Source organism: Neisseria lactamica (assembly GCF_901482445.1).
GTDB lineage: Bacteria > Pseudomonadota > Gammaproteobacteria > Burkholderiales > Neisseriaceae > Neisseria > Neisseria lactamica.
In genome coordinates this window covers 1,920,735-1,943,498 of sequence record NZ_LR590477.1, presented here as the reverse complement: position 1 = coordinate 1,943,498, position 22,764 = coordinate 1,920,735, and the positions used below count along the sequence as shown (strand labels likewise).

The 22,764-nt window shown below is 52.9% G+C and carries 22 protein-coding genes and 2 pseudogenes; 3 read left to right on the top strand and 21 right to left on the bottom strand.

The genetic code is table 11. The annotated features are described in order from the left end of the window. Nucleotides 1-25: 25 nt before the first annotated feature. Nucleotides 26-511 (top strand): YchJ family protein, encoded by a 486-nt coding sequence (locus tag FGL10_RS10520; RefSeq protein ID WP_003708414.1) that lies wholly within the window; start codon nucleotides 26-28, stop codon nucleotides 509-511. A gap of 216 nt (nucleotides 512-727) precedes the next feature. Here the strand turns inward: FGL10_RS10520 and FGL10_RS10510 are convergent, their stop codons facing one another. Beyond that, nucleotides 728-1,522: an inositol monophosphatase family protein gene (locus FGL10_RS10510; RefSeq protein ID WP_036469484.1), complete on the bottom strand. Its 795-nt coding sequence runs from the start codon at nucleotides 1,520-1,522 to the stop codon at nucleotides 728-730. Between the two features lie 103 nt (nucleotides 1,523-1,625). On the opposite strand from FGL10_RS10510, the gene FGL10_RS10505 reads away from it, so the two are divergent. After that, nucleotides 1,626-2,351, top strand: a complete 726-nt coding sequence (locus tag FGL10_RS10505; RefSeq protein ID WP_036469487.1) for a 16S rRNA (uracil(1498)-N(3))-methyltransferase — start codon at nucleotides 1,626-1,628, stop codon at nucleotides 2,349-2,351. 618 nt (nucleotides 2,352-2,969) lie between these two features. On the opposite strand, the gene FGL10_RS10495 is transcribed toward FGL10_RS10505, so the two are convergent. The 17 genes and pseudogenes from FGL10_RS10495 to FGL10_RS10410 form a co-directional block, all read right to left on the bottom strand. Next, nucleotides 2,970-3,776, bottom strand: coding sequence for a glycosyltransferase family 25 protein (locus tag FGL10_RS10495; protein WP_003708426.1), 807 nt, complete (start codon nucleotides 3,774-3,776; stop codon nucleotides 2,970-2,972). 18 nt (nucleotides 3,777-3,794) lie between these two features. Continuing rightward, entirely contained in the window at nucleotides 3,795-4,808 is a 1,014-nt protein-coding gene (locus FGL10_RS10490) for a glycosyltransferase family 2 protein (protein ID WP_036469490.1), read from the bottom strand. A gap of 51 nt (nucleotides 4,809-4,859) precedes the next feature. After that, nucleotides 4,860-5,779 (bottom strand): annotated as a pseudogene (locus tag FGL10_RS10485) (glycosyltransferase family 8 protein). Nucleotides 5,780-5,790: 11 nt separating this feature from the next. Further along, nucleotides 5,791-6,630, bottom strand: coding sequence for a glycosyltransferase family 25 protein (locus tag FGL10_RS10480; protein ID WP_003708430.1), 840 nt, complete (start codon nucleotides 6,628-6,630; stop codon nucleotides 5,791-5,793). Between the two features lie 41 nt (nucleotides 6,631-6,671). Further along, nucleotides 6,672-7,717, bottom strand: a pseudogene (locus FGL10_RS10475) (glycosyltransferase family 2 protein). A gap of 16 nt (nucleotides 7,718-7,733) precedes the next feature. After that, a complete protein-coding gene (gene glyS, locus FGL10_RS10470) occupies nucleotides 7,734-9,797 on the bottom strand; it encodes a glycine--tRNA ligase subunit beta (RefSeq protein ID WP_003708432.1) in 2,064 nt (687 codons plus the stop codon). 116 nt (nucleotides 9,798-9,913) lie between these two features. Further along, nucleotides 9,914-10,810, bottom strand: a complete 897-nt coding sequence (glyQ, locus tag FGL10_RS10465) for a glycine--tRNA ligase subunit alpha (RefSeq protein ID WP_036469494.1) — start codon at nucleotides 10,808-10,810, stop codon at nucleotides 9,914-9,916. Between the two features lie 356 nt (nucleotides 10,811-11,166). Continuing rightward, nucleotides 11,167-11,589 (bottom strand): F0F1 ATP synthase subunit epsilon, encoded by a 423-nt coding sequence (locus tag FGL10_RS10455; protein WP_003708438.1) that lies wholly within the window; start codon nucleotides 11,587-11,589, stop codon nucleotides 11,167-11,169. 10 nt (nucleotides 11,590-11,599) lie between these two features. After that, nucleotides 11,600-12,997: a F0F1 ATP synthase subunit beta gene (gene atpD / locus FGL10_RS10450; protein ID WP_003708440.1), complete on the bottom strand. Its 1,398-nt coding sequence runs from the start codon at nucleotides 12,995-12,997 to the stop codon at nucleotides 11,600-11,602. Nucleotides 12,998-13,035: 38 nt separating this feature from the next. Continuing rightward, nucleotides 13,036-13,911 carry a F0F1 ATP synthase subunit gamma gene (gene atpG / locus FGL10_RS10445; protein ID WP_003708442.1) on the bottom strand — a complete coding sequence of 292 codons (876 nt, stop codon included), beginning with the start codon at nucleotides 13,909-13,911 and terminating at the stop codon, nucleotides 13,036-13,038. A 24-nt stretch (nucleotides 13,912-13,935) separates the two neighbouring features. Beyond that, entirely contained in the window at nucleotides 13,936-15,483 is a 1,548-nt protein-coding gene (gene atpA, locus FGL10_RS10440) for a F0F1 ATP synthase subunit alpha (protein WP_003708443.1), read from the bottom strand. A gap of 10 nt (nucleotides 15,484-15,493) precedes the next feature. Continuing rightward, nucleotides 15,494-16,027: a F0F1 ATP synthase subunit delta gene (locus tag FGL10_RS10435; protein WP_036475254.1), complete on the bottom strand. Its 534-nt coding sequence runs from the start codon at nucleotides 16,025-16,027 to the stop codon at nucleotides 15,494-15,496. Nucleotides 16,028-16,031: 4 nt separating this feature from the next. Further along, nucleotides 16,032-16,502 carry a F0F1 ATP synthase subunit B gene (locus FGL10_RS10430; RefSeq protein WP_003708446.1) on the bottom strand — a complete coding sequence of 157 codons (471 nt, stop codon included), beginning with the start codon at nucleotides 16,500-16,502 and terminating at the stop codon, nucleotides 16,032-16,034. Between the two features lie 73 nt (nucleotides 16,503-16,575). Beyond that, entirely contained in the window at nucleotides 16,576-16,818 is a 243-nt protein-coding gene (gene atpE, locus FGL10_RS10425) for a F0F1 ATP synthase subunit C (protein ID WP_003708448.1), read from the bottom strand. Between the two features lie 56 nt (nucleotides 16,819-16,874). Continuing rightward, nucleotides 16,875-17,741 carry a F0F1 ATP synthase subunit A gene (atpB, locus tag FGL10_RS10420; RefSeq protein WP_003708450.1) on the bottom strand — a complete coding sequence of 289 codons (867 nt, stop codon included), beginning with the start codon at nucleotides 17,739-17,741 and terminating at the stop codon, nucleotides 16,875-16,877. Continuing rightward, a complete protein-coding gene (locus tag FGL10_RS10415; RefSeq protein ID WP_002214803.1) occupies nucleotides 17,731-18,084 on the bottom strand; it encodes an ATP synthase subunit I in 354 nt (117 codons plus the stop codon). The genes atpB and FGL10_RS10415 overlap by 11 nt, the downstream gene beginning before the upstream one ends. Nucleotides 18,085-18,316: 232 nt before the next feature. Then, a complete protein-coding gene (locus tag FGL10_RS10410) occupies nucleotides 18,317-19,177 on the bottom strand; it encodes a ParB/RepB/Spo0J family partition protein (RefSeq protein ID WP_003708453.1) in 861 nt (286 codons plus the stop codon). A gap of 157 nt (nucleotides 19,178-19,334) precedes the next feature. Between FGL10_RS10410 and FGL10_RS10400 the strand changes: the two genes are divergently transcribed. Beyond that, nucleotides 19,335-19,904 carry a UbiX family flavin prenyltransferase gene (locus tag FGL10_RS10400; protein ID WP_170314403.1) on the top strand — a complete coding sequence of 190 codons (570 nt, stop codon included), beginning with the start codon at nucleotides 19,335-19,337 and terminating at the stop codon, nucleotides 19,902-19,904. A gap of 61 nt (nucleotides 19,905-19,965) precedes the next feature. Here the strand turns inward: FGL10_RS10400 and FGL10_RS10395 are convergent, their stop codons facing one another. The 3 genes from FGL10_RS10395 to FGL10_RS10385 all read right to left on the bottom strand — a co-directional run bounded on the left by FGL10_RS10395 (nucleotide 19,966) and on the right by FGL10_RS10385 (nucleotide 22,459). Further along, nucleotides 19,966-20,832, bottom strand: a complete 867-nt coding sequence (locus tag FGL10_RS10395; RefSeq protein WP_003708460.1) for a MetQ/NlpA family ABC transporter substrate-binding protein — start codon at nucleotides 20,830-20,832, stop codon at nucleotides 19,966-19,968. A gap of 201 nt (nucleotides 20,833-21,033) precedes the next feature. Next, nucleotides 21,034-21,720: a methionine ABC transporter permease gene (locus tag FGL10_RS10390; RefSeq protein ID WP_002259433.1), complete on the bottom strand. Its 687-nt coding sequence runs from the start codon at nucleotides 21,718-21,720 to the stop codon at nucleotides 21,034-21,036. Between the two features lies 1 nt (nucleotide 21,721). After that, entirely contained in the window at nucleotides 21,722-22,459 is a 738-nt protein-coding gene (locus FGL10_RS10385) for a methionine ABC transporter ATP-binding protein (RefSeq protein WP_118811055.1), read from the bottom strand. Nucleotides 22,460-22,764: the final 305 nt, after the last annotated feature.

Below are 22,764 nucleotides of genomic sequence, written 5' to 3'. Positions count from 1 at the left end.
GGTTTCAACCGGTGAGGAAATTTTGATGAACACACACCACACCCCGCCCTGCCCCTGCGGTTCAGGCACAAGCTATGCCGGCTGCTGCCGACTGCTTCATCTGCGCCATATCCTGCCGGCGACAGCCGAAATGCTGATGCGCGCCCGATACAGCGCATACGTCCTGCATCTGATAGATTACATTGTCGCCACCACCGTTCCGGCGCAACAAACATTCCTCGATGCCGCCGAACTGATGCAGTGGAGCAGAGAAACCGAATGGCTGGGCTTGAATGTCATCGCACACCGCAACTTCGGCAAACAGCACGCCCAAGTCGAATTTGAAGCCTACTTCCGAGACGGACAACACCGATCCGCGCATCACGAACTGTCCGGCTTCGTCAACATCGGCGGACAATGGTATTTTATCGATCCCACCGTTCCGCATCCTGCGATGAAACAACCCTGCATTTGCGGATCGGGCAAAAAATTCAAAGCCTGCTGCGGCAAATATCTGCAACCTGTCGCATAAAAATGCCGTCTGAACGTTCAGACGGCATTTTCAACGTGCAAAAAAAACCATTCATACCAAGGGTAAGTATGAATGGTCAATACATTGCGGGAAAACGTCTTACTTGCTGCACTGCCGAAAAGGGAGAAACGGCAGCGGTAATCAGCGGAAAGGATTGTACCCGAATTAATGTTAAGGAACGTTAATCGTGAAAATATATTAACAAACCTGTTGAACCTATTGGTTTTCCCGTATCCACCCGACCCAGCGTTCAAACAGCTTCGGTTCGAGCGCGGCAACAACCGAGCGTTTGAACACGTGTTCACCACTCCAAAACCTGTCGCCTTCCAAAGTCGTCAGCCTGCCGCCCGCCTCCTCGAAAATCAACGCACCCGCAGCATAGTCCCACAGCTTCTGCCCGCCGTGGACATAAACATCATAGCGTCCGCAGGCCAGATAACACCAGTCCAGCGTACTGCTGCCCATACTCCGCACCGTCCCGAAAGGCGCGAGCGTACTCATACGGCTGGAAAGTTTGCCGGAACGCAGATATTTGATTTCCACGCCCGCGATTGCCTCATTGAGTTTTTTATCCACGAGGCGCAGGGGCAGGCGCGTCCCGTTTAAAAACGCCCCCTGCCCGCGTTCGGCATAAAAACATTCGCCGCTGACCGGGTTGTAGATTACGCCCAACTCGGCGCGCCCGTTGCGGACAAACGCCACCGATACCGCAAAATGCGGCAGCCCGTTGACAAAATTATTTGTCCCGTCTATCGGATCGACAATCCACAGCCCCTTTTCCCCCGAATATTGTTCCCACAAAGCCGACTGTTCCTGCCGCGACATTTCCTCGCCCAACATCGGGCAATCGATCAGAAGCGGCAACGCGGCGGCAAAAGCCGTCTGCGCGGCAATGTCCGCCTCGCTCAACATCGAACCGTCTTCCTTGCGGCAAGACGGCGTATTCAAAAAACGCGGCATAATTTCGGTTTGCGCGATATGGCGCACGACTTTCTGCAAACGGTGCAACACTTCCCACTGTCCTCATATTTTGAACTTGCGGCGCGCAAACGTATAATGTCCGTTTCCATCACGCCGCTGCGACGGATTATAACCGTCCGAACCGCCAAAAACTATGCCCCGATTCTACCTGCCCGAAAACCTTTCCGTCGGACAAACCGTCGCCCTGCCCGACAACATCGTCCGCCACCTCAACGTCCTGCGCGTCCGCCCCAACGAAAACATCACCCTCTTCGACGGCAAAGGCAAGGCACACGCCGCACGGCTGACCGTTTTGGAAAAACGCCGCGCCGAAGCCGAAATCCTGCACGAAGAAACCGCCGATACGGAATCCCCGCTGAACATCACACTGATACAATCCATCTCCTCCGGCGATCGCATGGATTTCACCCTGCAAAAAAGTGTCGAATTGGGTGTAACCGCCATACAGCCCGTCATCAGCGAACGCTGCATCGTCCGCCTCGACGGGGAACGCGCCGCCAAACGCCTCGCACGCTGGCAGGAAATCGTCATCTCCGCGTGCGAACAGAGCGGCAGAAACACCGTTCCCCCCGTACTGCCCATCATCGGCTACCGTGAAGCACTCGACAAAATGCCGTCTGAAAGCACCAGGCTGATTATGAGCATCAACCGCGCCCGCAAACTCGGCGACATCCGCCACCCGTCCGGCGCAATCGTCTTTATGGTCGGGCCCGAAGGCGGCTGGACGGAACAGGAAGAACAACAGGCATTTGATGCCGGCTTCCAAGCCGTAACATTGGGCAAACGCATCCTGCGCACCGAAACCGCCGCCCTCGCCGCCCTCGCCGCGATGCAGACGCTTTGGGGCGATTTTGTATAAACAGAAATGCCGTCTGAAACCCGTTCAGACGGCATTTTGCAGCCGATTAAGATAGTAGGTTCAAATAAGATTTCCCCCGCCGTCATTCCCGCAAAAGCGGGAATCTAGAAATTTAACGTTGCGGTGATTTATCGGAAATGACTGAAACTCAACGGACTGGATTCCCGCCTGCGCGGGAATGACGAATTTTAGGTTGCTGTTTTCAGGTTTCTGTTTTTGGTTTTCTGTCTTCGCAGAAATGATGAAATTTTAAGTTTTAGGAATTTGTCGGAAAAACAGAAATCCCCCCCACCGTCATTCCCGCGAAAGCGGGAATCTAGAAATGAAAAACTACAGGGATTTATCCGAAACAACAAACTCTCTCCGCCGTCATTCCCGCGAAGGCGGGAATCTAGAATTTTAATGCGGCAAGAATTTATCGGAAAAAACCGAAGTTTAAAGACCTAGATTCCCGCCTGCGCGGGAATGACGAGATTTCAGGTTTCTGTTTTTGGCTTTCTGTTTTCGTGGGAATCACGAATTAGGGCTTACCCGAAAACAAGTGAAACCGAACAAACCGGATTCCCCGACATAAATTTAGGGACAGCGCACACCCGCCAAATAAGGAAAGGCCAAAACCTATTCAAACGGGACGACGTGCCGCCCGAGGTGTTTTTCTAATTTTTTCTGACGCTTCCGTTCCCTCGCCCTTTCGATTTCCCGACCGATTTTTCCCAAAGCGCGTTTCAACAAAACCTTCGGGGAGCGGCGGTTGCGGTACGATTCCTGCCTGCCGTTTTTCAGTTGGCTGGGCAGGGTTTCGCTTTGGATGCACAAGGCGGGGGTCAGTTGGCAAACCGTCATCCCCCCTTTGTCGAGAAAACTGCTGAACAGCATCCAATCCACCGCCTTCAGGCGTTCGGACGGCAAAACGGCAAACCTGTCCAGGAAAAACCGCATCGCTTTTCGGGAAATGATATAGCCCGCCATACCAAAATGTTCGCTTTCCAACAGCGGGAAGGCGCGCCCGCAGTAGTCCGCCACGCCGGAGGGCGAGGTCAGGACGTGCATAAACATCGTTTCCAAACGGACGATAAAGGCGGAATCGGGGTCAAAGCGTTCTTGCAGCCAAGCGTCTTCGGCAAGGAACTGCTCCGCGCCTTCGCCGAGTAAAACGTCGTCCTCAAATACGGCGATATACGGCAGACCTTCGTCCAATGCCTGCTTCCACAATACGGCGTGGCTCATAAAGCAGGCTTTTTCCACTCCGCTCAAATAAGGGTGCGCCGACAAACCGGGGACGAGTTCCGCCATTGCCTGTTCCAGCCTTTCAGACGGCATCAGTGCGTCGAAAAACTGAAACGGGATGCCGTGCCTGCCGAAGGTATCGGCAATGTGCGCCCTGCGTTCTGCGGCGGTGCTTAGGCTGATAACGTGGTTTTGCATGATTTATCCTGTTCGGTTTCAATAGCTGCGGTATTTCCAAGGGCGTAACATTTTTTTCAGGATTTTCCTATATTGCGGTGCGGCAAACAGCTTCCTCATCACGCGGTCTGTCAAAAAATCCAGTAAATCGGTCAAAGAATACTTTTCCAACGACAAGAAATTTTCGTACAGGAACAGGCGGAGGTATCCGATATCTTGTCCGGACAAGGCTTTTTCGTGCAAGGCATATGCCGTTGATTTCAAAAGCCTGTAATTCGGGCAGTCCGACCCGACGGTTATGCCTGCCGCCTTCCAATACCCCGCCCTGATTTCTTCTTTGATTTTCCACGCCGTCTGACGCTGTTGCAGGTTGTGCTTGGAGGAAGTTTGGTCTTGATGGAACCGGTATTTGACCAAGGCTTCGGGATAATTCGCCAGCCTGCCCAATTTGCCGACTTCGTACCAAAATTTATAGTCTTCGGCGTGAATATAGGCGGGGTCGAACCGCAAACCGCCGTCAATGACGCTGCGCCGCATAATCATCGTGTTGTTGTGTATGGGATTGCGGAGGGGAAAGGCAGACGTAATTTCCTGATGGGTCAGGGGGTTCTTCCAAATTTCGCCGTTTCGGGCAATGGAGGCAAGCACGCTTTTATTGTTTTCTTCCGCCAAAATCTCCAAATAGGAACCCATTGCGACAATATCCGCGTCTTTTTCCATCTCGCCCACGATTTTTTCAATCCAGTCGGGGGCGGCAATATCGTCGGCATCGGTGCGCGCAATATATTCCCCCATTCCCGACTTTGCCAATGCGTCCAGCCCGATGTTTAAAGAGGCGATAAAGCCCAAATTGCGGGGATTGGAAATTATCCTGATCCTGCCGTCCTGTTCTTGGAAACGCCGGGCAATGGCGGGCGTGCCGTCTGTCGAGCCGTCATCGACAATCAAAATCTCCAGGTTGCGCCAAGTTTGATTCACGACGGCGGCTAATGATTGGGCGAAATATTTTTCTGCGTTGTAGGCGCAAATCAATACGCTGACTAAAGGTTGCAATCCGTTTCTCCTTTCCGATACATCCAATGCCGTCTGAAGGCTTCTTCCCCGTCAATAAATCTTGCGTAAGAATCTGGCAGACAGTTTTCTGCGCCATCTTTGAAACATACGCTTTGCAGGCGGGACGGCAAGTTTGCCGCGCCATTCTTCGGGAACGGCCGTCAGGCTGCCCGCCAACTCTGTGAAACGTTCCGCACCCCACGCTGTGCAGTCCCTGTGCCACGGCTTTGCCGGGCCGCAATAATGGCTGACGGCGACGGGCATTACCGTATAAGTCCGGTCGCGGTAAAGCGGGTCGGTATGGCGGGACGCAAACCTGTTCGCCATAAAGGCATAATTAGTCGGCATAAAGTTGAAACGGCTGTTCGCATAACACACCCCGCCTTTAAACAGCCCGTTCAAAATATCCTGATCCTGATATTGCATCACGTCCTTGTATTGTTCCACCCATTCGCAGGCCGTTTTGAAAATATCGTGCTGCCGCCATTTTTTCAGGTTGATCAGCAATACGCCGGCATTGAAATAATATTCGCCGTCCGCCATACCGATTTTTTGTTTGTAAGCATTCTGCCTTTCGACAAACAAATCGATGCACGCGCCAAGCCAGTTATCGCCCAAATCGGTATCCCATAAAGGCTTCAGGCTGTCCCTGACCAATACGTCTATATCCAGATACAGGACTTTATCGCAATCGGCAATGTATTCGCCCAATTTCAGGCGGGCATAAGTCGTAATGGAAATGTGCCTGATGTTTAAGGGGAAGCCGGCGAAATCTTCGGGGTTTACGTCTATAAAGCGGATATTACCCCCCCCCGCAAATTGGCGGCAACCGCCGCCCGGTTTGCCTCACTGATGCCTGCATCGAGGACGTGAAACCTGATTTCCGTATCGGGATGGGCCGCTTCCACGCTTTTTGCCGCAACGCACAGGTAGGCGGCATAGTTGTCGTCTGCCGCAAATACGATGTCCATCTTTTCTCCTTTTATTGGAAAGGCACAATAATCTTGCCGATTAACTGTTCGCGCCTTTGCCGGCGTTTTTCCCTTTCCCTGCTGATTTTGGTCAGGGCGCGGATCAGGCGGTGTTTGAATGTGTTGGCGGGGGAATCGCGCCTTTGCTGTTTGCGGTTCAGGCAGCGGTCGTGTTCGATCAGGCTGCCCAATGCGCTGTTTTGGTCGTGAAACTTGGCATAATGCAGCTCTTGGGCGCACAAGGCGGGATTGAGCTGGCAAACCGGCATCCTTTCCCTGTCGTCAGGGTTGCCGAACATCATCCAATCGACGGGGTGCAGCCCTTCGGGCGGCAGGGCGGCAAACCTGTCCAAGAAAAACCACATCGCCTTTCGGGAAATGATATAGCCCGCCGTCCCCCAGTGTTCGCTTTCCAACAGCGGAAAGGCACGCCCGCAGTAGTCCGCCACACCGGAGGGCGAGGTCAGGACGTGCATAAACATCGTTTCCAAGCGGACGATAAAGGCGGAATCGGGGTCAAAGCGTTCTTTTAGCCAAGCGTCTTCGGCAAGGAATTTCTCCGCGTCTTTGCCAAGCAGGACATCATCCTCAAATACGGCGATATACGGCAGACCTTCGTCCAATGCCTGTTTCCACAATACGACGTGGCTCATAAAGCAGGCTTTTTCCACTTCGCTCAACAGGTGCTGTTTTGCCAATCCCGGCACCAATTCCGCCATCACCCGATTCAGTTCTTCAGACGGCATCAGTGCGTCGAAAAACTGAAACGGAATGTCGTGCCTGCCGAAGGTATCGGCAATGTGCGCCCTGCGTTCTGCGGCGGAAGCTAAGCTGATAACGTGGTTTTGCATAATTTATCCTGTTTTTTGTCTGTTGGATAAAGCGGCGTTTTTCAACGGTTTTTCAGCAATCGGCGCAAAATGCCGAAGTATTGCCTCAAGGTAAACAGCCGCCGCATCCTGCCGTCTGCCGCAAAATCCAGCCACGCGCCGGCGGGCGGCGTGTCCGTCCGTTTGAAACATTGGTACAAAAACCGGCGAGCGCGTTCAAAATCTTCTTCCGGCAAATGTTTCTCCAGCAATTCATACGCTACTGCTTTTATTTGGCGGTATTCAAGGCTGTCGAACCGGGTTTTAAAACCCATAGACTGCAAAAAATCGTTTCTGGCGGTTTTTTGGATGCCTTGCGCGATTTCGTGTTGGCGGATGCTGTATTTGGATGAAACCTGATTGGCGTGAAGGCGGTATTTGACCAAGGCTTCGGGATAATAAGCCAGCCTGCCCAATTTGCTGACATCGTACCAAAATTGGTAATCTTCCGCCCAATCCCGCTCGGTGTTGTAACGCAATCCGCCGTCAATGACGCTGCGCCGCATAATCATCGTGTTGTTGTGTATGGGGTTGCCGAAAGGAAAAACGGCGGCAATGTCTTCGTGCCGGGTCGGTTTTTTCCAAATTTTGCCGTGTTCGTGGTGCCGCGCCAGCCGGTTGCCGTCCTTTTCTTCCGACAAAACTTCCAGCCACGCGCCCATCGCAATGATGCTGCGGTCTTTTTCCATCTCACCCACGATTTTCTCAATCCAGTCGGGGGCGGCAATATCGTCTGCATCGGTGCGCGCAATATATTCCCCCCCCCCGACTTTGCCAATTCATCCAGCCCGATGTTTAAAGAGGGAATCAGGCCGGAATTTTGAGCTTGTGCAAGGATTTTGATACGGCTGTCCCGCTTTTGAAAATCCTTAGCAATGGCAAGCGTACCGTCTGTCGAGCCGTCATCGACAATCAAAATATCCAAGTTGCGCCAAGTCTGATTCACGACGGCGGCTAATGATTGGGCGAAATATTTTTCTACGTTGTAGGCGCAAATCAATACGCTGACTAAAGGCTGCAATTTATTCTCCCGATAGGCACGATGCCGTCTGAAGGCTTCAGACGGCATTTGGACTGTACAACGGTTACTCGCCCAAAAGCGCGATGTCGGCTACCGCGTTCATTTGTTCTGCCAAACGGTTCAACAGGTTCAAACGGTTTTGTTTTACGGCGGCATCTTCCGCCATCACCATCACGCCGTCAAAGAAGGCATCGACTTGCGGCTTGACGGAAGCCAGTTCGGACAAGGCGGTTTGGAAATTGCCTTCGGCGACGGCGGCGGCGATTTTCGGCTGCAAGCCTTGCGCAGCGGCAAAGAGGGCTTTTTCTTCGTCCTGTTGCAGCAGGCTTTCATTGACTTCGCCCAGCGCGGCATCAGCTTTTTTCAGCAGGTTTTGCACGCGTTTGTTGGCGGCGGCGAGCGCGGCGGCTTCGGGCAGTTGTTTGAACGCGGCAACGGCCTGCAGTTTGGCGGTCAAATCGTCCAAACGGCGCGGCTGTTTGGCGAGTACGGCGGCAACGATGTCTTGCGGATAATCGTTTTGCAGCAACACGGCAAGGCGCGCCTGCATAAAATCGGCGGTTTCAGACGGCGTTTTCTCGTTGAGCAAACCTTTGGGAAAGCTGTCGAATGCCGTCTGAATCAGTTCGTTCACGTCCAAACCGTACTGCATCAGCATCCGCAAAATACCCAAGGCGGCGCGGCGCAGGGCGTAGGGGTCTTTGTCACCGGTCGGAATCAGACCGATGCCCCAAATTCCGACCAAGGTTTCCAGTTTGTCCGCCAGTGCCACGGCGGCGGCAATTTTGCTTTCGGGCAGCTTGTCGCCGGCAAAACGCGGCTGGTAGTGCTGCTCGACGGCTTCGGCGATTTCTTCGGTTTCGCCGTCCAAGCGGGCATAGTATTTACCCATCGTACCTTGCAGTTCGGGGAATTCGCCGACCATTTCGGTCACTAAGTCGGCTTTGGCCAACCGTGCGGCACGCTCGGCTGCGGCGGCATCCGCGCCCAATGCTTTAGCGATGTGGGCGGCGATGCTTTGCAGGCGTTCGATGCGCTCGGCTTGCGAACCGATTTTGTTGTGGTACACCACGTTCGCCAACTTGGGCAGGCGGCTTTCCAGAGTCGCTTTTTGGTCTTGTTTGTAGAAGAACTCGGCATCAGACAGGCGCGCGCGCAAGACGCGTTCGTTGCCTCGGATGATGTGCGACGGATCTTCGGTTTGCAGGTTGGAAACCAGCAGGAAGCGGTTCATCAGCTTGCCGTTTTGGTCGAGCAGCGGGAAGTATTTTTGGTTTTGCTGCATCGTCAGAATCAGGCATTCTTGCGGCACGGCGAGGAAGTGTTCCTCAAAACCGGCTTCCAAAACAACAGGCCATTCGACCAGCGCGGTTACTTCGTCCAACAATGCTTCATCGGCGGCAACAGTCGCGTTCAGACGGCGTGCCTGCCCTTCCAATGCCGTCTGAATCGCAGCTTTGCGCTCGGCAAACGAAGCGACGACTTTGCCTTGCTCGCGCATTTGTTCGGCGTAGCTGTCGGCGTTTTCAATGGTGATTTCGCCGCTGGAAAGGAAGCGGTGTCCCAAGGTTTGATTGCCGCTTTGCAAACCCAAAACGCTGACGTTTACGATGTCGCCGCCGTGCAGCACAATCAGCCCGTGGACGGGGCGCACGAAGGTAAACGTGCTGCTGCCCCAACGCATCACTTTCGGAATCGGCAGTTTTTTCACTGCGGCATTGATAATGTCTTCCAAAAGCTCGCCCAGCGGTTTGCCGGTTTGGACGTATTCGTAGGCGTACACGTCCTGCTTGCCGTCGTTGATGATGGTCAGGTCTTCGATTTTCGCCCCCGCACCGCGTGCGAAACCTTCCAAAGCCTTGGTCGGCACACCGTCTTTTACGGCATTCGCTACGGCAGGGCCTTTTTTCACGATTTTTTGATCTGCCTGAACGGCTTTGACGTTTTTGACTTGAACCGCCAAACGGCGAGGAGAAGCGTAGGCGGTAAATTCGACTGCACCGTCAACCAGTTGCGCTTTTTCCAAGCCTTCGGCAACGGCGGCGGCAAAATGGTTGCCCAGATTATTCAGGGCTTTTGGCGGGAGTTCTTCGGTAAGGAGTTCGATTAAAAGGGTTTGGGTTGTCATATGAGACTTTCTGTTTGTCCGTAGGCCCTGCTTATAAAGCCTGCATATGCCGTACGGCCTGTATTAATGGATACGCAATAAAGGCCGTCTGAAAGCCTGTTTCAGACGACGTATCGTTATTTTTTAATCAACGGGAATCCCAGTTTTTCGCGGCTTTCGACATATTTTTGCGCCACAGCGCGGCTCAATGCACGAATACGTCCAATATAAGTTGCCCGCTCGGTTACGGAAATCGCGCCGCGTGCGTCTAAAAGGTTGAACGTATGCCCCGCTTTGAGGACCAGCTCGTAGGCAGGCAGGGCGAGGCTTGCTCCTTCAACGGCGAGCAGGCGTTTGGCTTGCGCTTCGTAGTCGTTGAACTGGCGCAAGAGCCAGTCGGCATCGCTGTATTCGAAGTTGTAGGTGGATTGTTCGACTTCGTTTTGGTGGTACACGTCGCCGTAGCTTACGGTGTTGCCGTCCGGCGTTTTTGCCCAAACGAGGTCATAGACGTTTTCCACGCCTTGCAGGTACATCGCCAAGCGTTCGATGCCGTAGGTGATTTCGCCGAGTACGGGCGTGCAGTCGATGCCGCCGACTTGTTGGAAATAGGTAAACTGGGTTACTTCCATGCCGTTGAGCCAGACTTCCCAGCCTAAACCCCACGCGCCGAGGGTGGGGTTTTCCCAGTCGTCTTCGACAAAGCGGATATCGTGCACTTTGGGGTCGATGCCCAATTCGCGCAGAGAATCAAGATAGAGGTCTTGGATATTGGCGGGGGCGGGTTTGAGGGCGACTTGGAATTGATAATAGTGTTGCAGGCGGTTGGGGTTGTCGCCGTAGCGGCCGTCTTTAGGGCGTCGGCTGGGTTGGACGTAGGCGGCAAACCAAGGCTCGGGACCGAGCGCGCGCAAGCAGGTGGCGGGGTGGGAAGTGCCGGCGCCGACTTCCATATCGAAAGGTTGGATGACGGTGCAGCCTTTGTCTGCCCAGAATGTTTGCAGCTTGAAGATGATTTGTTGGAAGGTAAGCATGGCTTATTGTTCGATAAAATAAAGGTTTTATTTTACTGTTTCCATAGCCGCTTGAATAGATTTATCTCGAAGGCGGCTGATTTGAAACCCGGTCGGACGGATAATATAGTGGATTAACTTTAAACCGGTACGGCGTTGCCTCGCCTTGCCGTACTATTTGTACTGTCTGCGGCTTCGCCGCCTTGTCCTGATTTTTGTTAATCCACTATATGTTTCGGTTAGGCGGCAGACTGCCCTATTGAATACCTTGAAGCGGGCTATGCCTGCCAACGCCCTATTCAAACACAGTCTTTGATTTAAACCCGGAAAATAAAAAGCACGGTCAAAGAGCCGTGCTTTTCCAAACCACATAAGTTTTATTTTTTATGCGAACGGATATAGTCCAAAGTCTTAAGCTGTGCGATTGCGGCAGCCAATGCCTTGTGCGCCTCCGCCAAATCCTTGTTGTCTTTGGCTTGAGAGATGCCCGCTTCAGCAGCTTTTTTCGCCTCTTCCGCACGCGCCCAATCCATTTCCGCACTACGGACGGCAACGTCCGCCAAAACGGTAACTTTATCGGGCTGAACCTCCAAGACACCGCCGGAAACGGCAACCAAAACCTCTTTATCCTCACCGGGGACGGTCAAACGCAAAGCCCCCGGCCGCACCAAACTCATAATCGGCTCGTGTCGCGGGTAAATACCAAGCTCACCTTGAACGGTCGGAACCACCACAAAGCCGGCTTCGCCCGAATAGATGTTTTGCTCGCTACTGACCACCTCAACTTGCATGATGCTCATGCCGACCTCCTTAGTTTAAGGTTTTCGCTTTCTCAACCGCTTCTTCGATGCTGCCGACCATATAGAATGCCTGTTCGGGCAGATGGTCGTATTCGCCGTTCAAGATGGCTTTGAAGCCGGCAATGGTATCGCGCAGGGCGACATATTTGCCCGGAGAACCTGTAAACACTTCGGCAACGTGGAACGGTTGGGACAGGAAGCGTTGGATTTTACGGGCACGCATTACAGTCAGTTTGTCTTCGTCAGACAATTCGTCCATACCCAGAATGGCGATAATGTCGCGCAATTCTTTGTATTTTTGCAGGGTGGACTGCACACCGCGCGCCACGTCGTAGTGCTCTTGACCCAACACCATCGGATCCAATTGGCGTGAAGTAGAATCGAGCGGATCGACTGCCGGGTAAATACCCAAAGAGGCAATATCGCGGCTCAATACGACGGTTGCGTCCAAGTGGGCGAAGGTTGTCGCCGGAGACGGGTCGGTCAAGTCGTCCGCAGGTACATAAACGGCTTGGATGGAAGTAATGGAACCGGTTTGGGTAGAGGTAATACGCTCTTGCAAACGACCCATTTCTTCAGCCAATGTCGGTTGGTAACCCACTGCGGAAGGCATACGGCCCAACAGTGCGGATACTTCGGTACCGGCCAGGGTGTAACGGTAGATGTTGTCCACGAAGAACAATACGTCGCGGCCTTTGCCGTTTTCGTCTTTTTCGTCGCGGAAGTATTCGGCCATCGTCAAACCGGTCAAAGCAACGCGCAGACGGTTGCCCGGAGGTTCGTTCATCTGACCATACACCATGGCTACTTTATCCAATACGTTGGAATCTTTCATCTCGTGGTAGAAGTCGTTACCTTCGCGGGTACGCTCGCCCACGCCTGCAAACACGGACAGACCGCTGTGCGCTTTGGCGATGTTGTTGATCAATTCCATCATGTTCACGGTTTTGCCCACACCGGCACCACCGAACAGACCTACTTTACCGCCCTTAGCAAACGGACACAGCAAATCGATCACTTTAATGCCGGTTTCCAACAATTCGGTAGTTGAAGACAACTCGTCGAATTTCGGGGCGGTTTGGTGGATGGCGCGGCTCTTGTCGGTATCGATCGGACCTGCTTCGTCAACAGGTGTACCCAATACGTCGACAATACGGCCCAACGTACCTTTACCTACCGGCACAGTGATTGGCGCACCGGTATTGCTGACAGACATGCCGCGTTTCAGGCCGTCTGAACTACCCATTGCAATAGTACGGACAACGCCGTCACCCAAAAGCTGTTGGACTTCCAGGGTCAGACCGTTCTCGTCCAATTTCAGGGCATCGTAAACATGCGGAATCGCATCGCGTGGAAATTCCACGTCAACCACCGCACCAATAACTTGCACGATTTTGCCTTGGCTCATTATCGTATCCTAATTTCCTGTTCAGGCTTCAGACGGCATCAAACTGCCGCCGCACCTGCTACAATTTCTGACAATTCCGTGGTAATCGCGGCTTGGCGCGATTTGTTGTACACCAGGCGCAATTCTTTGATGGCATTGCCTGCGTTGTCGGTTGCGGCTTTCATCGCTACCATACGCGCGGCTTGTTCGGATGCCATGTTGTCGCTCAATGCCTGATAAACCACAGACTCCAAATAGCGGCGAACCAAATATTCCAATACGGCGACAGGGCTCGGCTCGTAGAGGTATTCCCAAGTAAATGAAGAATGGACTGCTTCGTCGTCAATAACGTTTTCGCCGATGGGCAGCAAAACCTCCATACGCGGCTCTTGGCGCATCGTATTGATGAAACACGAATAAACCATATGGATACGGTCTAATTCATGTTTCTCATAACGCCGGAAGATTTCGGTCAAAGGGCCGAGCAACGCTTCCATTTTCGGGGTATCGCCCAAATTGGCCGCACTGGCAATAACGTTCAAACCGATGCTTTGGCAAGCGGCCAAACCTTTACTGCCCAAGCACACGACTTCGACTTCGATGCCTTGTTCCTGATACTCTTGAACTTGCGCCAAAAACTTTTTCAGTACGTTTGCGTTCAAGCCGCCGCACAAACCTTTGTCCGATGTAATCAAGATGAAACCGGCACGGCGCACTTCGCTGCGCGGCTCCAACAGTTTGATACCGTGATCGGCATTGGTTTGTGCGAGATGGCTCATCACCGTACGCACTTTTTCGGCGTACGGACGCGCCAGGCGCATCCGGTCTTGAGTCTTCCGCATTTTAGAGGTCGACACCATTTGCATCGCTTTAGTGATCTTTTGGGTATTTTGAACACTGCGGATTTTGGTGAGAATCTCTTTTCCGACTGCCATTTCAGACTCCTTTCATCTCAATGCTTACGCTTGGTAAGCGTAAGAAGATTTGAAAGATTTCATGGCTTCGGCCAATGCTTTTTCGCTTTCGTCAGACATTGCGCCCGATGCATTAACCGCTTCCAGAACCTCAGGGTGCTGCGTACGGACGAAACTCAGGAATTCTGCTTCGAAAGCCAAGGCTTTGGATACAGGGACATCTGCGTAAGAACCGTTGTTGATCGCCCACAAAGTCAATGCCATTTCGGCAGTGTTCAATGTGCTGAATTGTTTTTGCTTCATCAATTCGGTAACCACTTCGCCGTGTTGCAGCTGTTTGCGTGTTGCTTCGTCCAAATCGGAAGCAAATTGCGAGAACGCCGCCAATTCACGGTACTGCGCCAACGCCAAACGGATACCGCCGCCCAGTTTTTTGATGACTTTGGTTTGTGCCGCACCGCCTACGCGCGATACGGAAATACCGGCATTGATTGCAGGACGGATACCGGCGTTGAACAAGTCGGTTTCCAAGAAGATTTGGCCGTCTGTAATCGAAATGACGTTTGTCGGTACGAATGCCGATACGTCGCCGGCTTGGGTTTCGATAATCGGCAACGCAGTCAGAGAACCGGTTTTGCCTTTTACTTCGCCATTGGTCAGTTTTTCAACTTCGTTTTCGCTGACGCGGGCCGCACGTTCCAACAGACGGGAGTGCAGATAGAATACGTCGCCGGGATAGGCTTCGCGGCCGGGCGGGCGGCGCAGCAGCAGGGAAATTTGACGGTATGCGACGGCCTGTTTGGACAAGTCATCATATACAATCAACGCATCTTCGCCGCGATCGCGGAAGAATTCGCCCATCGTGCAGCCGGAATAAGGGGCGATGTATTGCAGCGCAGCGGCTTCAGAAGCAGTCGCGGCAACTACGATGGTATGTTCCATCGCACCATGCTCTTCCAATTTGCGTACTACGTTGGCGATAGAAGATGCCTTTTGACCGATAGCCACATAGATACAGATAACGCCCGTACCTTTTTGGTTAACGATGGCATCCAGCGCTACGGCAGTTTTACCGGTTTGGCGGTCGCCGATAATCAGCTCGCGCTGCCCCCGGCCGACCGGAACCATAGAGTCGATGGCTTTCAGGCCGGTTTGCATCGGCTGGTCAACCGATTTACGCGCAATCACGCCCGGCGCGATTTTTTCGATTGGAGCAGTCAATGTTGTGTTAATCGGACCTTTGCCGTCAATCGGACGACCCAATGCATCAACTACGCGTCCGACCAATTCGCGACCGATCGGCACTTCCAAAATACGGCCGGTACAGGTAACCGTATCGCCTTCTTTAATGTGTTCGTACTCACCCAACACTACGGCGCCGACGGAATCACGCTCCAAGTTCATCGCCAAACCAAAAGTGTTACCCGGGAACTCGAGCATCTCGCCTTGCATCGCATCTGACAAACCATGGATACGAACAATGCCGTCAGTTACCGAAATTACCGTACCACGGGTACGCACTTCTGCATTGACGGACAGATTTTCGATTTTGGCTTTAATCAAATCGCTGATTTCAGCAGGATTAAGCTGCATGAAAACTCTCCTAATTCGTCATAGTCGCATACAAAGCATTCAGTTTGCCTTGTACAGACAAGTCCAAGACCTGATCACCCACTTCTACTTTGATGCCGCCGATTAATTCAGGGGCAACTTTAGCCACCACATCCAATTTGCTGTTGAAGCGTTTTATCAGGATATCGGTAACATCGGCCAGCTGCTGGGAACTGAGTTCATACGCGCTGTAAATTACTGCCGATTTCGTATTGTTGTGTATCAAGGTCAAATCTTGATATTGGGCATAAATTTCCGGCAATACCGGCAAACGCTTTTGCTCGGCCAAAACGGTAATAAAATTTGCCAATTCGACATTTTTGATACCGACAAGACCCTTGAGCGTTTCTGCCTTTTCAGAAGATCCCGTTTCCGGCTGCTCGATGAAAGCGATAACTTTCTCATCTTGAACAACCGCTGTGAGTTCTTTCAGTTCGCCCAACCAAGACTCGATTTGGTTTTTTTCCTGAGCCAGACCAAACAATGCTTTCGCATAAGGTCTGGCAATCGTTGCGAACTCTGCCATAAGATTACAGCTCCTGTTTTAAGGCACTGAGCAAATCTGCATGTTTGGAAGCATCGACTTCTTTACGCAGGATAGATTCCGCACCCTTAACAGCCAATGAAGCAACCTGTTCGCGCAACACTTCGCGTGCACGGTTAACTTCTTGCTCTACATCAGCTTTTGCTTGGGCTGCAATGCGTGCCGCTTCATGAGAAGCTTGCTCTTTGGCTTCTTCTACAATTTTTGCAGCACGTTTTTCGGCGTTGGCAACCATTTCGGTTACTTGGTTACGCCCTTCGGCCATAAGTTCTGCAACTTTTTTCTCTGCCTGCTCAAAATCGCTCTTACCGCGCTCGGCAGCAGCCAAGCCCTCGGCGATTTTTGCGGCACGCTCATCCAATGCTTTGGCAATCGGAGGCCACACGAATTTCATCGTAAACCAAACCAAGCCAAAGAAAACTAAGATTTGCGCAAATAAGGTTGCATTAATATTCACGTTACTTAACCTTCGTATCCGGGTTAATCAAACAGGACGCAAGCCTGTATCCGAACGGATTTCTCCGTTTTGATTACGCAGCACCAGTACCAAACGGGTTAACGAAAGCGAACAACAGGGCAATAGCCACACCGATCAAGAAGGCCGCATCAATCAAACCGGCAATCAAGAACAGCTTGGTTTGCAGGGGACCGATCAGTTCGGGCTGGCGGGCAGAAGACTCCAAATATTTAGAACCGACCATTGCGATACCGATAGAGGCACCCAGTGCGCCCAATGCAACGATCAAACCACATGCGATAGCAATCAAACCCATTTTAAACTCCTTAAAGAAACAAAGGTTAAACTACAAAAACAAACTACTTGGGAAAATCAGTGCGCATCATGTGCCTGTCCGATATAGACAAACGCCAACGCCATGAAAATAAACGCCTGCAGGGTAATTACCAGAATATGGAAAATCGCCCACGCCAATCCGGCAATAATATGGAAGACGAACAGAATCGGATCCATCGCTTCAACGCTGCCGGAAGCTGCCCAAGCACCGCCAAGCAAAGCTATCAGCAAGAATACCAATTCGCCCGCATACATATTGCCGAACAACCGCATACCGTGTGATACGGTTTTAGAAAGAAACTCAACCAAGTTCAGCAGGAAGTTCGCAGGTGCGAGTTTTGCACCGAACGGCGCGCTGAACAGCTCGTGAAACCAGCCGCCCAATCCTTTGATTTTGATGTTGTAATAAATACAAATCAGCAACACGCCGACAGCGAGTGCCAAAGTGGTGTTCAAATCGGCAGTCGGTACGACGCGCAGCAGGGCGTGATGGTTGCCGGTAATGCCCTGCCATACCATCGGCAGCAAATCGACCGGCAGCATATCCATCGCGTTCATCAGGAAAATCCAGACAAACAGCGTCAGACCCAACGGCGCGACGGCTTTTCTAGACTTTTCATTGTGAATGATGCTCTTACACATATCGTCCACAAACTCGAACAAGATTTCCACGGCGGCCTGAAAACGTCCGGGAACGCCTGCCGTCGCTTTTTTTGCACCGCGCCACAACAGAAAGCTGCCGATTACGCCCAACAGGACGGCAAAAAAGACGGCATCAAGGTTAATAAACGAAAAATCAGCAATGTTTTTCAGTCCCTGACCCTGAGTAACATCCGACAAACTGGTCAAGCTCTGCAAGTGGTGCTTGATGTAGTCGGCAGCGGTAATGGTTTCACCTGCCATAATCTTTCACTCTCAACAATACTAAAAAAACCAAATGGCTGACACCGAGCAGCCCCATTAGAAACGGGGCGAACACCAGCGATTGATGCCATATTGCAAATACGGCAAGCATAGACAACAGCGACAGCACTACTTTTAAAATCTCTCCGAAGACGAACATCCTGCTTTGCAGGAAAGGGTTTCCCCTGAAAAGTTTTAAAAGTAAAACTGCAACAAACGTGGGAAGCAGGTAGGACAAACCGCCCCCGACCGCCGAAAGGAATCCGGCAAAACCCCATACGGCAAAGGCAACTGCGGCGCATATGGACAATACGGCGGATTGTAGGATGATAATCTGCTTCATAAAGGGAATGTTTCCGCCTCGGATTTGAGGCGCGGCTAATATAATTTAGAAGCCTTATTACGTCAAGCGACAGTTAATCTTTGTGAAACAACGTATCCCAATCCGCCGCACCCGCCGCCTGAATAACGGCGGCAGGTGTCATTCTAACACACATTACATATAATTACAGATTATTGGAAAGTTTGTCCGAATTTCTTTACGTTTTATGTTTCAGACGGCATATCCTGCAAAATTAAGGCAGGTAATCTATTCCCAACTGCTTCAAGATGTGGTCGAAGGTTTCGGGCGTGTCGAAATGCAGGATGATTCTGCCTTTTTTATGGTTGGCGGTTTTGATTTCGGCGTTAACACCCAGTTTTTCAGTCAGCAAATCATTCAGGCGGCCGATGTCGGCGGCGGCAGTTTTTTTGGGCTCGGGGCGTTTGTTTTGAAGAGCGGCCTGGCTGCGGCGTTCGACTTCGCGCACCGACCAGCCGTTTTTGACGGCCTTTTGCGCCAACTCGAGCTGTTCGACGACGGGCAGGGTCAGCAGTGCGCGGGCGTGCCCCATTTCGAGGCGGCGTTGGTAAAGCATTTCCTGCACGGGTTCGGGCAGGCTTAAAAGGCGCAGGCTGTTGGAAATCGCGCTTCGGCTTTTGCCGACGGCTTGGGCGATGGTTTCGTGGGTCAGCCCGAACTCGTCGGCAAGGCGTTTCAAGCCTTGTGCTTCTTCGATGGGGTTGAGGTTTTCGCGCTGGAGGTTTTCGATCAAACCCATTGCCAACGCAGTTTCGTCGCTGATGGTTTTGATAACGGCAGGGATTTCGGACAGACCGGCAATCTGTGCGGCGCGCCAACGGCGTTCGCCTGCAATCAGTTCGTATCGGGACAGTCCGTGTTCGCGCACGATGACGGGCTGTATCACGCCTTGCGCCTTAATCGAATCTGCCAGTTCCTGCAAGGCTTCGTCATCGATTTGAACACGCGCCTGATAGCGGCCGGGACGGATATCTTTAACCGCAACCGTGGTCAATCGGTCGCCGCTGCTGTTGTCCGCGCCGTTGGCGAGCAGCGAATCCAAGCCGCGCCCCAATCCGCCTTTTACTTTTGCCATACCGCCCTCCCGTGCCTATTCAGATAGGATGTTAAATCGGGTATTTTATCGGATATTGGGTGTTGCCGACAATTTGTATCCGTGTTTATCGGATTTCTGTTTTTTCACTATAATAGCCGGTTTGCCGTTGCAGGCGGTTTTATGGGAAAGGCGGATGATGGTACGGCGTTTGATAATCGGCATCAGCGGGGCGAGCGGTTTCCAATACGGCGTGAAGGCTTTGGAACTTTTGCGCGCGCAAGATGTCGAAACGCACCTTGTGGTATCGAAAGGCGCGGAGATGGCGCGCGCTTCGGAAACGGATTATGCGAGAGACGAAGTATATGCCCTCGCGGACTTCGTGCATCCGATCGGCAATATCGGGGCGTGCATTGCCAGCGGTACGTTTAAAACGGACGGGATGCTGGTTGCCCCCTGTTCGATGCGGACGCTTGCCTCGGTCGCGCACGGCTTCGGCGACAACCTCTTGACGCGTGCGGCGGATGTGGTTTTGAAGGAAAGGCGGCGGCTGGTACTGATGGTGCGCGAAACGCCGCTGAACCTTGCCCATTTGGACAATATGAAGCGAGTAACGGAAATGGGCGGCGTGGTGTTTCCCCCTGTTCCTGCGATGTACCGCAAGCCGCAGACGGCGGACGACATAGTGGCGCACAGTGTCGCACACGCTTTGTCGCTGTTCGGAATCGATACACCGGATTCGACGGAATGGCAGGGAATGGCGGATTAAAGGACAAAAATGCCGTCTGAACACGGATACGGTTCAGACGGCATCATTTTATACGACTGCCTTATTTGGCTGCGCCTTCATTCCAGGCGGCAGGGTATTTGTAGCCCTCGAAGCGTTTGTGCGCGTAGGCTTTGAACGCGTCGGAGTTGTAGGCCTCGGTTACGTCTTTAAGCCATTGGCTGTCTTTGTCGGCGGTTTTGACGGCAGACCAGTTGACATAGGCAAAGCTCGGTTCTTGGAACAGGGCTTCGGTCAGCTTCATGCCGCTGCTTATGGCGTAGTTGCCGTTGACGACGGCAAAATCCACGTCGGCGCGGCTGCGCGGCAGTTGCGCGGCTTCAAGCTCGACGATTTTGATGTTTTTCAGGTTTTCGGCGATGTCCGCTTTGGATGCGGTCAGCGGATTGATGCCGTCTTTGAGTTTGATCCAACCCAGTTCGTTCAGCATCACCAAGGCGCGTGCGAAGTTGGACGGGTCGTTGGGCGCGGATACGGTGCTGCCGTCTTTGACTTCTTCCAGCGATTTCAGCTTGCCCGGATACAGTCCCAAAGGCGCGGTCGGCACTTGGAAGGCTTCGGTGATGTCCAGATTATGTTCTTTTTTGAAATCGTCAAGATAGGGTTTGTGTTGGAAGATGTTGATGTCCAACTCGCCCTCCGCCAATGCCAGATTCGGGCGCACATAGTCGGTAAACTCGACCAGTTTGACGGTGTAGCCTTTTTTCTCCAACTCGGGTTGGATTTGTTCTTTGACCATATCGCCGAAGTCGCCGACGGTCGTGCCGAAGACGATTTCTTTTTTCGCCGCGCCGTTGTCGGCAGAAGGAGCGGCGGCAGAGGCTGCGGGCGTGCTGTCTTTTTGACCGCCGCAGGCGGCGAGGATGAGCGCGAGTGCGGCGGCGGAAAGGGTTTTGAAGAAGGGTTTCATATTTTCTCCTGATGTTGTGGCGGTTTCAAACAAAAATGACGGGCAGGAAGTCCTGCCGTCCGGATTCGGCGTTCAGACGGCATTTGCCGCGAACAGGGGGATTTTATAGCATTTTTAACGGTGCGGCGGATATTTCACCCTACCGTATCGTTCTCAAGCCTGAAGGCCGGCTTCATCCGGGCTTCAGACGGCATTTTGGGTTTAACGTTTGTCCAATTTCCGCGCCAACGCGTTGCCGGTGCTTTGAATCAGGATGACCAGCAGCACGAGGAGGGCGACGATGAAGACGATGACTTCGGTTTGGTAGCGGTAGTAGCCGTAGCGGATGGCGAGGTCGCCCAAGCCGCCGCCGCCTATCATTCCTGCCGCCGCGCTGTATGACAAAAGCCCGATGGCAAGCACGGTAATGCTGGAAACCATACCCGCGCGCGCTTCGTTTAAGAGGACTTTGCGGACGATGGCAAGCGGCGGCGCACCCATCGCGGCGGCGGCTTCAATCACGCCTTTGGGGACTTCGCGCAGGTTTTGTTCCACCAGTCGGGCAAAATAAAACAATCCCGACACGCTCAACACCAGCGAGGCGGCAACCGGGCCGATGGTGCTGCCGACGATGGCGCGTGTGGCGGGTATCATCGCAATCATCAGGATGACGAAGGGAAAGGCGCGCATGAGGTTGACGAGGTTGTCGAGCAGGAAGTTCACCGGCTTGTTGTAATGCAGTTGGCGGCTGGAGGTTACGAAGAGCAGCACGCCCAGCAGCGTGCCGAAGATGACGGCGAATGTGGTGGACAGCCCGACCATCACAAAGGTTTCGCCCAAGGCGCGGACGATTTCGCCTTTCATACTGATGATGTTGGAAACGGCTTGTTGGAATGTTAAGTCTGCCATATCAGTCCTCCCGAATCAGTTCGCGCCCGATGTCGGATCGGGCGTGGATTTGGTTGCCGCGTACTTCGACGATTTCGACGACTTTGCCTTTGTCCAAGAGGGCGGCGCGGTCGCACAGTCGTCTGATGACGCTCATTTCGTGGGTTACGATGACGATGGTTACGTTGAATCGTTTGTTGATGTCTTCCAAACATTCCAAGACGCTGCGCGTGGTGGCGGGATCGAGGGCGGAAGTGGGTTCGTCGGCGAGGATGACTTGCGGCTTGGGCGCGAGCGCGCGGGCGATGCCGACACGCTGTTTTTGTCCGCCGGAAAGCTGGGCGGGATAGTGGCCGGCGCGTTCGGTCAAGCCGACGATTTCGAGGCATTCGGCAACGCGCGCTTTGATTTTTTCAGACGGCCATCCGGCGATTTCCAATGGGAAGGCGACGTTACCGGCGACGGTGCGGTTGCTCAAAAGGTTGAACTGCTGGAACACCATACCGATATTCTGCCGCGCTCGGCGCAATGCGGCGGCATTCAGCTTGGTTAAATCTTGTCCGCACACGCCGACCGTGCCGCTGTCGGGACGTTCCAACAGGTTAATCAGCCGCAACAGGGTGGATTTGCCCGCGCCGGAATAGCCCATCAGCCCGAAGATTTCGCCGTCGCGGATTTCGAGGCTGGTCGGCTCGACGGCGGCAAAACGAGTCTTGTCGCGCGTTTGGTAATGCTTGGAAACCTTGTCCAAAATAATCATTGTCTTTCCCATAAAACAAAGCCCGATGTCGGACACAACGGGCGCGGAAGATAAAGCTGAAATTGTCGGAACGCTTTAGCTGTTATGCCCGCAAGCTGTGTCAAATCGGCAGGTTAATTTTCGTAGGATATTATCGGCAAAGCGTTTTTTTGTCAATAAGGCAGGAAGCGGGCAACCATTTCGGACAATATAGTGGATTAACAAAAACCAGTACGGCGTTGCCTCGCCTTAGCTCAAAGAGAACGATTCTCTAAGGTGCTCAAGCACCAAGTGAATCGGTTCCGTACTATTTGTACTGCCTGCGG